Genomic DNA, 10,232 nt, shown 5'->3' with positions numbered 1-10,232 from the left:
CCTGGGCGTGGCGACCGGCGGCCTGGGCGTGGCGACCGGCGGCCTGGGCGTGGCGACCGGCGGCCTGGGCGTGGCGGCCGGCGGCTTCGGCGCGGCCGGCGGCTTCGGCGTGGCGACCGGCGGCTTCGGCGTGGCGACCGGCGGCTTCGGCGTGGCGACCGGCGCGCGGCGCGGGCGCGGGCGCGTGTAGGCGAGGCTCACCGGCCGTGACGTGGCTTTCCACGGCGTCGTCACCCTGACGGCGACCGTGCCGGCGTGGTGCGCAGGTGCGCGGAACACGATGGTCGAATCCGAGTGACGTGCGAATCGGCGCACCGTGACGCCGCCGACCCGTACCGCCGCCGCGCCCGCAAGATGCGTGCCATGCAACGTGACGGTCCCACCGGCGAGCGGGACCGCGGCGCGGGGCGCGGTCAGCGTCGGCGTCTGGCCGGTCAACGGCCGGACGGCGCCCCGGTAGACACCGTCCTGCGCGATCAGGTCGGCTAATGCGGCGCGCCGGATCACCGAGCCGCTCTGCGGCGCCTCGATGACCATCCCCTTGCCGGCATAGATCGCGACGTGCCCCGTGCCGCCGGAAAGGTACCCGGAGAAGAAGACCAGATCGCCGGGCAGCAGCTGCTTGCGAGTGGGGTGGTAGGCGCCGGCAGAACGCTGCGCAGCGGCCAAATGGGGAAGCGACAGGTACGCCCCCCATGCGTACATCGCCAGGCCCGAGCAATCGAAGCCGACGACGTGGCAGTCGAGGTCGCCGCCGCTGCCCGGGTCGCACTTCCCAGCGGTCGGTGAGCCGGCGTTGCCACCTGCCCAGGAATACGGCAGGCCGAGCCACGACTCGGCCCGCCTGACCGCGCTGCGTCCCATGGCCGGTGTCCAGTACTCGGACTTCTGTGCCGTCGCCGGGGCCTTGTACGCGCTCAGCAGCCGCGCCGACAGAGCCTGTTCCTGGCGGGCCGTCAAGCCATGCTGGATCGGCGCGTCCAACGACATCGTGCGGACCGCAGCGCGCGGCACGATGCCCGAGGCCGTCACGGCGTCCACGGCGTTCGCGGGGTCCGGGGCGTTCGCGGCAAGTTGGGCCTTCGCGGCGAGCTGGGCCTTCGCGGATGCGCCGCGCGGCGTGACGAGGTGGTCGCGCGACGCGGCGGCGGCCGCGCTCAGCGGACGTTCGCCCTGCGCGGGCACGAAGCGGGCCGCGTCGCTCCGTTCGCCTGACAAAGCCGTGGCGGCAAGGGCGGCCAGAGCCGTCACCACGACGAGAGCGAGCCGCCATGACTGCTTGGCCGAGCGCCGGGGTGCGACATCTGGACGAGGGCGGAGGTCCGGCATTGCGGACACCAACGGATCTCGGCCAAGTCGCACCGAGACACCATCGGCCGAGTTTCCCGCCAGTTGAGCGTCGCGTGCAGCGAACCTTTGTCCCAACCCCGGATCGAGCAATAGACCTGGTCGAGGTTGCGAGCCCCCGTATCGGTGCAGAGGCGCGGCAGGTCAGCCCTGCTCGCGCAGGGCGCGCAGTCCTTCCTTCAGCGAGCCCATCGTCGCGAGGACGGCGGTCGGCTCGTAGCCGCAGTGCGCCATGCAGTTGTTGCAGCGCTCGTCCCTGCCGCGGCCGTACTTGTCCCAGTCGGTCGTCTCGACGAGTTCCTTGTACGTCTTCACGTACCCGTCGGACATCAGGTAGCACGGCTTCTGCCAGCCGAGCAGCGAGTAGGACGGGATGCCCCACGCGGTGCACGCGAACTCCCGCTTGCCCTCGAGGAAGTCGAGGAACAGCGGCGAGTGGTTGAGCCGCCAGCGCTTGCGGTTGCCGTCGCCGAACGCCTTCTTGAACAGCTCGCGGGTCTCGGTGACGCCCAGGAAGTGGTCCTGGTCCGGCGCCTTCTCATACGCATAGGCCGGCGAGAGCATCATGCTGTCGACCTTGATGTCGTCGTTCAGGTAATTCAGCACGTCAATGATCGTCTGCGGCGTGTCGGTGTTGAAAAACGTCGAGTTGGTGGTGACCCGGAAGCCCTTGTCCTTGAGGAACTTGATCGCCTCGATCGCCTCGTCGAACACCCCTTCCTTCGACACCGACTCGTCGTGCCGCTCGCGCAGGCCGTCGATGTGGATCGCAAACGACAGGTACTGCGACGGCTTGAGGTCGAAGCGGTCGAACCGCTTGCGCACGAGCTCGGCGTTGGTGCAGAGCACGACGTACTTCTTGCGCTTGGTCAGCTCGTTGATCATGACGTCGATCTGCGGGTGCATGAACGGTTCGCCGCCGGCGATCGAGACGACCGGCGCGCCACTCTCCTCGACCGCGGCGACGGCCTGCTCGACCGGCATGCGCTGGCGCAGTATCTCGTGCGGGTGCTGGATCTTGCCGCAGCCGTTGCACGCCAGGTTGCAGGCGAACAGCGGCTCGAGCTCGACGACGAGCGGGAACTTGTCCCGCTTCTTGATATAGCGCTGGTTGATCGCGTACCAACCGATACGCACGGCTTGCCTGATCGGAACAGCCATTACTGAGCGACCTCCTTCGGGAGGGTGAATGTGATCTCTTCCCGCGCGACCGTCTGCTCGACGACCTCGACGGGACCCAACGCCCGCAGCGTGCCGATGACCTCGTCCACGAGGTGCGGCGGTGCGGAAGCCCCCGCGGTCAAACCGACCGTCCGGGCGCCGACGAGCCATTCTGGCAGCAACGCCGTGGCGTCGTCGACGAGGTGCGCGGGCGCGCCGGCGCGAGCTGCGACCTCGGCCAGGCGCAGCGAGTTCGACGAGTTCGCCGAACCGAGGACGATGACGACGTCCGAGTTGCCAGCGATGGCTTTCACGGCAGCCTGGCGGTTCGTCGTCGCGTAGCAGATGTCGTCGGTGGCCGAGGATGCGATCAGCGGGAATCGGCGGCGCAGCACGTCTACCGTGGCCGCGGCGTCGTCGATCGCGAGCGTCGTCTGCATCAGGAACGCGACCCGGTCGGGATCCTCGGCGACCACGCGCTCGGCGTCCTGCGGGGTCTCGACCAGGGTGATCTTGCCGGGCACCTCGCCGAGGGTCCCTTCGGTCTCGTCGTGGCCGTCGTGGCCGATCAGCACGACCGTGTCGCCGCGGGTGGCGAACCGGCGCGCCTCGGCGTGCACCTTCGCGACGAGCGGGCAGGTGGCGTCGATGACCTTGAGCCCGCGCCGCTCGGCCTCCGCCCGGACGGCCGGCGCGACCCCGTGGGCGGAGAAGACGAGCGTGGTGCCGTCGGGCACCTCGTCGAGCTCCTCGACGAAGACGGCGCCGCGCTGTTCGAGATCGCGGACGACGTGCGCGTTGTGCACGATCTGGCGCCGCACGTAGATCGGGTGCGGGTAGCGCTCGAGCGCCGCGTCGACGATGTCGATCGCGCGGTCGACGCCGGCGCAGAACGAGCGCGGCGCGGCGAGCACGATCGTGCGCGGCCCGGCCAGCTCGGCCCATCGGCGCAGCGCCGGTCCGGTGCGGGCGAGGTTGCGCAGCGCCCTGATTCCGGCCGTGACAGTGGCCGGCCGCACCAACGGCGTCATCGCGGTGTCGACGATCACCCGAACCACCGCGATCGGCCGCGGGGTGTCCGAACGGTGCTCGTGCGCCGCCCGCACGATCGCGGCCGACTCCATGTCCACGGCCAGCGCGCCGGTGGCGGCCAGCCGCTCGCGCTCGTCCGGGCCGCCCACGATGGTGTCCCGGCTGAGGATGGGACCGGTCTGCACCCGCAGGCCGCGGGCGCGCAGCTCGGCGACCAGCGGCGCGGTCTCGCGCAGGGTGATACGGCCGGCGGCGTCGCGCACTTCGCTGGCGACCACGACGTCGCCTGGCCGCAGCGAGGGGTCGAGGCCCCCGGCCACGCCCGCGACGACCAGCACTGCCGGCAGGTCGCGCGCCAGTTCAGGCAGCCACCGCGCGACCTTCACCGGACCCATGCCGCACCGGGCCAGCCGCGCCTCGGGCACCCGGCCGCGCAGCGCCTGGTACTCGCTGCGCAGCGCGGTGACGACAAGCAGGTCGACGCTCATCCGGGGCCCGCGTCCTGGTAGTCGAGCCAGCGCCCGAGCGCGCTGAGCGGGAACGCGAGGCGGTACATCTCGTAGTTGATGTAGAAGTCGCCGGGGAAGCCGGTGCCGGTGTACAGGTCCTCGTCCCAGCCGCCGTCGGCGCGCTGCTGGGCGACCAGCCAGGCCACGCCGCGTTCCACCGCCGGGTGGTCCGGGTCGGCGGCCAGCAGCGCGAGCAGCGCCCATGCGGTCTGCGACGCGGTCGAGTCGCCCCGGCCGCGCCAGGCGTCGTCGGTGTAGGAGCGCAGGTCCTCGCCCCAGCCGCCGTCGGCATTCTGGTGCTCGGCCAGCCAGGCGATCGCGCGGGTGATCGCCGGGTCGTCGGGTGCCACGCCGGCCGCCACCAGGGCCGGCACGGCGGCGCCGGTGCCGTAGACGTAGTTCGCGCCCCAGCGGCCGAACCACGCGCCGTCCGGCTCCTGGGCGTCGAGCAGCCAGCGCACCCCGCGACGGGTGGGCCGGCCGTCGGCGAGTCCGCGGTGTCCGAGCATCTCGACGACGTGCGCGGTGACGTCGGCCGACGGCGGGTCGATGACCGCGCCGAAATCGCTGAACGGCACCTTTTCGACGAGCCGGCGGGTGTTGTCGGCGTCGAAGGCGCCCCACCCGCCGTCGCGTGACTGCATTCCGACCACCCATGCGATTCCGCGATCCATCGCCGGCTTGACGTGCGGCAGCGCGTGCTCGACCCGATGCAACGCGAGAACGACCTCGGCGGTGTCGTCGGTGTCCGGGTAACCGTCGTTGGCGAACTCGAAGGCCCAGCCGGCTGGCTCGAGGCCCGGCCTGCGCACCGCCCAGTCGCCGCTGACCCGGATCTCCTCGCCGAGCAGCCAGTCGACGGCCGAGACGACAGCGGGGTCGTCGGCGGCCATGCCCGAGTCGAGCAGCGCGATGACGGTCAGGCAGGTGTCCCACACCGGCGACTGGCAGGCCTCGAGGCGCCGGACCATACCGTCTGGTGTGGTCTCGTGGACGAGGAACATGTCGAGGCCGTTGACCGCCGCCGCGAGCACCGGATGCTCGAGTGAATAGCCGAGCAGGTGCAACGCGAGAATCGAATACACCCACGGCGGTTGGATGCCGCCCCATCCGCCGTCGTCCTCCTGCCGGGCGATGATCCACTCGGCGGCCTGGCGCAGCGCGAACTCCCGACCGGGCTGGATCGGCGAGCGGTCATAAAGCTTGAGCGCCTTGTCGACCATGTGGAAGCCCTGCGCGATCAGGCCGCCGCGGCGCTGCTCGCCCGTGCCGGCGCGGAGCTCGGTCAGCCGGAATGGCAACGGCCGGACCGGGCGCATCGTCGCGACGACAGTGATCGGCACTACCGTCTGACGGGCCCAGCACGCCCAGTCGTACTTGTTCAGCGGCGCCCAGGACGGCAGCAGCACGAGCTCCGGCGGCATCGAGGGCAGGTCGTCCCACGACCACTCGCCGAACAGCGCGAGCCAGATACGGGTGAACACGCGGCTCGCTTCGAGACCGCCGCCGGCGAGGACGAACTCGCGGGCGGCCCGCATGTGGGGCTCGTCGGGCTCGTCGCCGGCCAGCCGAAGCGCGGCATAGGCCTCCACGGTCGTCGACAGATTCCCCGGACCACCCTCGAAGTTGGCCCACGTCCCGTCGGCGCGCTGCTGGGAACGGATCCACCGTGCGGCCTGGTCGAGCTCGTCGTCTTGCACGATGCCGAGGAACTGCCGCAGCAGAAGGTCCTCGGCGTCCATGGTGACGTTGGTCCGCAGTTCGCCCTTCCACCATCCGGCGGGCGCCTGCCGATCACGCAGGTGCTGCTGCGCCCGGGCCACGGCGTCCGCGACGTCGTCAACGAATTCGACGTCGCCGTCGCGCTTGCTGGCGGTGGTCACGCTGCTCCCCTCAACTCAAGGCCGGACAACGCTACCGGGCCCGCCGCACCAAATACGCCGACATCCGCTCGAACTGCGCACTCGCGTCCTCCGGGAGATCGGCGGCACGTAAGACCTTCGCCGCGGCATCCAACAATCGCTCAGCTTCGGCGTTGGCCCAGCGGATGCCCCCGGCATCTTCGATCAAGCGCACGCCCAGCGCGATTTGTTCCTCGCTCTGCAGCGGACCGCCGGCCAGCAGTTCGGCGAGCCGTCCGGCCGAGTCGCCACCGGCGGACAAGGCGGCCACCACCGGCGCGCTGCGCTTTCCAGCGCGCAGATCCGACGACGCCGACTTGCCGGTGACGGCTGGGTCCCCGGTGATGCCGAGGACGTCGTCCACGAGCTGGAAGGCGAGACCGACCAGCTGGCCGTACTCGGCGAGGGCGTCGACGACGTCGTGCGCGGCCCCCGCGGCCTGCGCGCCGATCGCCGCAGAGCATGAGATCAGCGCCGCGGTCTTGCCGTGCTCCATCCGCACGACGTCATCGACTGTCGCGTCCTGGCGGCGCTCCAGCGCGAGGTCGCGCGACTGGCCGCTGATCAGCTCCTGCACGGTGCTCATCAGCAGCGGCAGACTCGAGCGCGAGCGCGCGCCGTCGCGGAGCAGGACCTCGATCGCGGCGGTGAGCATGGCGTTCCCGGCAAGGATCGCCTGCCCTTCGCCGAACACGACCCACCCCGTCGGTCGGTGCCGACGCTCGACGTCGCGGTCCATGATGTCGTCGTGCAACAACGAGAAGTTGTGCACGAGCTCGACCGCGACGGCCCCCGGCACGCCGGCCGCCGGGTCACCGGCCGCCTCGGCGGACAGGATCGCCAGCGCCGGCCGGATCGCCTTGCCCCCGCCGCCGGACACCGGCGTGCCGTCGGCTTCCCACCAGCCGAGCTGGTAACCGGCGACGAGGCGCATCTGCTCGTCGCCGAGCGCGCCGACAGCGGCGCGCAACGCCGGCTCGACGAGGCCGCGGGCGCGGGCGACGATCGCCGGCACAGTCGACATCTCGCTCATCGTGGGGTTGCTCACGCCGCGAACTCCACGAGGTCGGAGGATGCCACGCCGAGGATGTGCTGCGCCGCTGCCACGCCGCTGCGGACCGCGCTCTCCATGGTGTCCGGCCAGCCGGTCGCCGTCCACGCCCCGGCGAGCGCGACGCCGGGCAGCCCGGAATCCGGGCCGGGCCGAAGCGGCGCGGTGCCGGCGGCCTGCCGGAACGTGGCGTGCCGCTCGCGGGTGACGAACGCGTCCAGCACCTCGGCCCGCCGCGCCCGCGGGAACAGCTCGGCGAGCGCGGCGACGAATCGGTCGACGATGGCGCGGGCGGGCACGTCGATGAGGTCGTCGGCCGCCGACACGGTGACGGCGAGGTACTGGCCGCCCGGGCGCGAGCGGCGCAGTCCGGAGGACTCGGTGCGGTCGAACACCCACTGCACCGGCGTCCCCACGCCCGCGGCGAACGGCAGGTCGGTCACCGGCCGGTCGTAGACGACGTGCACGTTGACGATCGGCGCCGTCTGCAGCTGACGCGCCGGCGCGGCGGCGGTGCCCGAGAGGGCGGGGGCGAGCGCGAACAGCTCACGCGGCGGGACCGCCAGCACCACCGCGTCCGGGCGCACCTCCCGGACGCTGCCGTCGGCGCGGAAGCGCACGACCGGTCCGCCGCCGACCGTCTCCACCCGCGCGCCCAGCGTGACGGCCACCCCGGCGCCGGCGAGCGCGGCGCCCGCCGCGACGGAGTGCAGCTCGCCGAGCGGCGCGGTGGCGTGTCCGATGTCGGCCGCGGCGGCGGAGTCCAGCAGCCCGGTGCGGAACACCTTGGCGGCGAGCGCGAGCGACGCGTCGTCCGGGCCGAGGTTGAGTGTGGCGGTGGCGACGATGCCCCACAGCGCGGCGATGGTCGCGTCGTTCTGGCCGTGCCGGCGCAGGTACTCCCCCAACGTCCGGCGGTCGAGCGAGGGGTCGGCCGGGTTGAGCAGCCGCAGCGCCACCGCGCCGCGGACCGCGCGCGCCCGGTCGGCGACGCTGAGCAGCCGGTAACCGGCCAGCGCGGCGGTCAGGTGCGCCGGCGCAGGCACGCCCGAGGTGCGCCGCAGCCGGCCCGAGCGGCCTCCCGGTGCCAGCACCGGGATGTCGAGCCGGTCCTGCAGCGTGGTGAGCTCGGTGCCGCCGACGCGGTCGAGGAACCACCGGTATGCCGCGCAGCAGCGCAGGAACACGTGCTGGCCGTTGTCCACGGTCAGCTCCCCGCGCCGGAACGAGAACGCCGCGCCGCCGAGCCGCGGCCGGCTTTCGAGCAGCGTCACCGCACACCCTCGGTCGGCCGCGCGCAGCGCTGCGGCGATGCCGGCGAGCCCGCCGCCGACCACGACCACCGTGGGCTCAGCCACGACGGCTCTGCCCGGCCAGCGCGCCGACGGCGACGCGCAGCTTGTCCCGCGTCGGCAGCGAGGTCCGCTCGCGCATGACCCGCGAGGGGTCGGCCGCGATCCGGTTCAGCAGCTCGCGATAGATGCCGGCCATCGCGGCGCAGCAGGCCGCGCTGCGCCGGTCCAGCACGGCCAGCAGCCGGAGCCCTTCGTCGTAGCGACCCCAGGCCCGCGCCGCCTCGAACCGGATCACCTCGGCAAGCGCGCCGTTCTGCGGGTCCAACGTGCCATCCGGCAGGGTACGGAGTTCGCAATTGAACAGCGCGAGATCCTCTTTCGGCAGGTACTGCCGGCCGTTGCCGAGGTCTTCCCGGATGTCGCGCAAGATGTTCGTCAGCTGCAGCGCGACGCCTAGCTCGTCGGCCAGCCGGGCGGCGTCGGCGAAGCCCGCCGTCGACAGTGGCGGCGCGAAGACGCCCAACGAGAGCCGGCCGATCGAGCCAGCGACATTGCGGCAGTAGCGCACCAGGTCCTCGAGCGTGTCGTAGCTGACGCCGGCGACGTCCATTTCGCAGCCGTCGACGAGCTCGCCGAACGCCGCCAGCGGGATCGGGAACCGGCCGGCGGCGTCGGCCAGCGCGACGGCCACCTCGTCATCGAGATGGTCGCCAGGCGCGAGCGCGACCTCGCGCGCGTCGGCGAGCAGCCGCAGCTTGTCCTCAGCCGGCAACGTGCCGTCGCCGATGTCGTCGACGCGTCGCGCCATCGCGTAGACGGCGGACAGCGCGCGTCGCTTCGGCTCGGGCAGCAGCCGGATGCCCCAGGCGAAGTTGCGCGCCTGCTCGCGAGTGATGCGCTCGCAGGTCGCGTAGGCGGCCTCGACGGCCATGGGCTCAGCGTCCATGGCGGGCTCCGATCAGCCGCAGCGCGTGGATCGCCGTGCGCCCCTTCGCCGGCCGCACGTCCTCCTCGAGCACGCCGTGCTCGGCTGCGCGCAGGGCGTCGACGGTCGCGAGGCCGCCGGCCAGATAACCGGCGACGGCCACGCGCGACCACCCCGACAGCCGGGCGACGAGCCCGCGGCCGTCGAGCAGCTGGCCGTGCGCGCGGTCGACCTGGCGGGCGACGACCCGGCGCAGGGGGCGCCCGGTGACCCGTCCGCGCAACGCGGCCTCGGCGACGCCGGCGGCGCGCAGTTCGGCCGCGGGCAGGTAGATCCGGCCGGCGCGGGCGTCCTCGCCGACGTCCTGGCAGTGCTCCAGGACCTGCAGGGCGGCGCAGACCGCGTCGGAGTCGGCGACGTTCGCCGGCGTCGCCGCCCCGGCCAGGTGGAGCACGATCCGGCCCACCGGCGCGGCCGACAGCGCGCAGTAGCCGAGCAGATCGTCGAAGGTGGCGTATCGGACGACGTCCTGGTCCTGCAGGTTGGCCGCGACGAGGTCGAGGAAGGGCTGGACCGGCACGCCGGCGGCCAGTACCGGGGCCAGCCCGACCACCGGCGCCAGCTGCGGGCCGGCGCCGGCGGCGCCCTCGGCCTTCGCGGCGCCCTCGGCCCTCGCGGCGCCCTCGGCCTCGGCGGCGCGCAGGTCGGCGGCGATGTCAGCGAGCAGGGCACGCCGGTCGCCCGGCGCCTCGTCGCCCACGTCGTCGACGAACCGGGCGAAGGCGTAGACGCGGGCGAGTTGGCCGCGCGGCCCGCGCGGCAGCAGCCGAAGCGCCACCGGGAAGTTCTCCGCCACGGCCTGCGCCGCCGAGCGGGCAGCCGTGTCGCGCAGCACGGCGGGGCGGTCGCGCAGCACGGCGGGGCGGTCGGCCGGAACGGCCTCCGCAGGCGCGTGCGACAAGTTAGCCAAGCTAAGTAACCTCCCCGGGCATCGGTATATCAGACACAGTT

8 protein-coding genes are annotated in these 10,232 nt (G+C 72.8%); all 8 read right to left on the bottom strand.

Annotated elements, in window-relative coordinates:
- Positions 1-1,329 (bottom strand): NlpC/P60 family protein (locus ACFFBG_RS03425; protein ID WP_375475592.1); only part of this gene is annotated, 1,329 nt, incomplete at its 3' end.
- A 162-nt stretch (positions 1,330-1,491) separates the two neighbouring features.
- Positions 1,492-2,508, bottom strand: a complete 1,017-nt coding sequence (hpnH, locus tag ACFFBG_RS03420) for an adenosyl-hopene transferase HpnH (protein WP_375475590.1) — start codon at positions 2,506-2,508, stop codon at positions 1,492-1,494.
- A complete protein-coding gene (gene ispH, locus ACFFBG_RS03415) occupies positions 2,508-4,028 on the bottom strand; it encodes a 4-hydroxy-3-methylbut-2-enyl diphosphate reductase (protein ID WP_375475588.1) in 1,521 nt (506 codons plus the stop codon). The genes hpnH and ispH overlap by 1 nt, the downstream gene beginning before the upstream one ends.
- Positions 4,025-5,932 (bottom strand): squalene--hopene cyclase, encoded by a 1,908-nt coding sequence (gene shc / locus ACFFBG_RS03410; RefSeq protein ID WP_375475586.1) that lies wholly within the window; start codon positions 5,930-5,932, stop codon positions 4,025-4,027. The genes ispH and shc overlap by 4 nt, the downstream gene beginning before the upstream one ends.
- A 31-nt stretch (positions 5,933-5,963) precedes the next feature.
- Positions 5,964-6,974 carry a polyprenyl synthetase family protein gene (locus ACFFBG_RS03405; protein ID WP_375476249.1) on the bottom strand — a complete coding sequence of 337 codons (1,011 nt, stop codon included), beginning with the start codon at positions 6,972-6,974 and terminating at the stop codon, positions 5,964-5,966.
- Between the two features lie 20 nt (positions 6,975-6,994).
- On the bottom strand, positions 6,995-8,359 hold the full coding sequence (gene hpnE, locus ACFFBG_RS03400) for a hydroxysqualene dehydroxylase HpnE (RefSeq protein WP_375475584.1): 1,365 nt from the start codon (positions 8,357-8,359) through the stop codon (positions 6,995-6,997).
- A complete protein-coding gene (locus ACFFBG_RS03395; RefSeq protein WP_375475582.1) occupies positions 8,352-9,242 on the bottom strand; it encodes a phytoene/squalene synthase family protein in 891 nt (296 codons plus the stop codon). The genes hpnE and ACFFBG_RS03395 overlap by 8 nt, the downstream gene beginning before the upstream one ends.
- Entirely contained in the window at positions 9,232-10,182 is a 951-nt protein-coding gene (locus ACFFBG_RS03390; protein WP_375475580.1) for a squalene/phytoene synthase family protein, read from the bottom strand. The genes ACFFBG_RS03395 and ACFFBG_RS03390 overlap by 11 nt, the downstream gene beginning before the upstream one ends.
- Positions 10,183-10,232: the final 50 nt, after the last annotated feature.

Origin of the sequence: uncultured Jatrophihabitans sp. (assembly GCF_964251945.1) — a bacterium.
Taxonomy (GTDB): domain Bacteria; phylum Actinomycetota; class Actinomycetes; order Mycobacteriales; family Jatrophihabitantaceae; genus Jatrophihabitans.
Note: the sequence above shows the minus strand (reverse complement) of the source record. Positions and strands in the feature narration are given on the sequence as shown.